The 1,337-nt window shown below is 63.5% G+C and carries 1 pseudogene; it reads right to left on the bottom strand.

The features are described from left to right. A pseudogene (locus IQ254_RS31090) lies at positions 1-1,337 on the bottom strand (AAA family ATPase); the annotation flags it as partial.

Here is a 1,337-nt window from a genome sequence, read left to right as displayed (position 1 = left end):
GCGCTTTGGGCTTCTAGATCGATGCCCAGCACCTGGGTGTAGGCCCCCCGGGCCTGGGTAACGCCAATGGTACGCTGGGCAGCTTCAATCATGGGGCGGCGCAGGCTGACCACAATAAACTGAGCCTGCTCAGTCTGGTGCTTGATCATGCGCGACAGCCGCTCGACGTTGGCCCCATCGAGGAACATATCGACCTCGTCAAAGGCGTAGAAGGGCGAGGGCCGGTAGCGCTGCAGGGCAAAGATAAAGCTCAGCGCTGTGAGAGATTTTTCGCCCCCAGACATGGAGGCCAGTCGCCGCACCGGTTTGCCCTTGGGGTGAGCCACCAGGTTGAGGCCGCCATTAAAGGGGTCTTCGGGGTCTTCGAGCTGAAGGTGGCCGTCGCCGTCGGAGAGCTCAGCAAAGATGGTTTTGAAGTTTTCGTTGACGGCGTCAAAGGCCTCGGTAAAAGCTTGGCGACGCAGGGTGGTGAAGGTCTCGATCCGCAGCAGCAGCTCGGTGCGCTCTTCTTCGAGGGTGGTGAGTTTGTGGGTGAGCTCACTGAGGCGCTCTTCGGTGCGGTTGTATTCTTCGAGGGCCAGCATGTTGACTGGCTCCATGGCCTCCATGCGGCGCTGGAGCGATCGCAGCTCCTTCCGCAAGGCTTCTAAATCAGTCTCAGTCGGGATCTCGGGCAGCGGGTCGGGCAGCTCTGCCGCCTGGGCCTCTAACAGTTGCTGAGCCTCAGCCAGTTGCTGCCGCCGTTCCTGCTGGGTTTCGAGCAGCTTTTGGCGCTCCCACTCCTGCTGCTGGGTTTGGGTGCGCTGGGTGCGCAGCCGACCTTCTAAGTCATCGCGGGCGGCTTTTTCGGTGGCCAGGGTTTGGTCGAGGACGGCCATCTGCTGCCGTAGCTGGGCGATCTCGGCGTTCAGCCCCTGCTGCTGCTGCTGGAGCTGGGTAAGCTGCTGGTTGCGATCGCCCTGTTGCTGGGCCAGGGTGGCCAGGGTTTGCTCGGCCTGATGCAGGGCTAGATCGAGCTGCTGACGCTGGTTGTGCAGCTCTTGCAGGCGACGCTCTGCCGTCTGGAGGGCCTGCTGGCGATCGCCCAGCTGCGCCTCTAGCTGCCCCACGGCGGTCTGGGCCTGTTGCCACTCGCTGTGGGCCTGGGACTGCTCCAGGTCGCTGAGGGCCTGCTGCTGACGGGCAATTTCGGCATCCTGGGCCGGTAGGGCGTTGGCCAACTCCTGGAGGCGAGTCTGGGTGCTGGTCAGCTCCTGCTGAAATTGGCTGAGCTGGGCTTCAAGGGTGGCCCGCTGCTGGGCCTGCTGGTGCTGCTGGCTCTGCTGCTGTTCGCCCGC

It is taken from the genome of Nodosilinea sp. LEGE 07088 (assembly GCF_015207395.1).
In the GTDB taxonomy this organism is placed as follows: domain Bacteria; phylum Cyanobacteriota; class Cyanobacteriia; order Phormidesmidales; family Phormidesmidaceae; genus Nodosilinea.
This window is presented reverse-complemented; position numbering and strand designations above follow the sequence as displayed.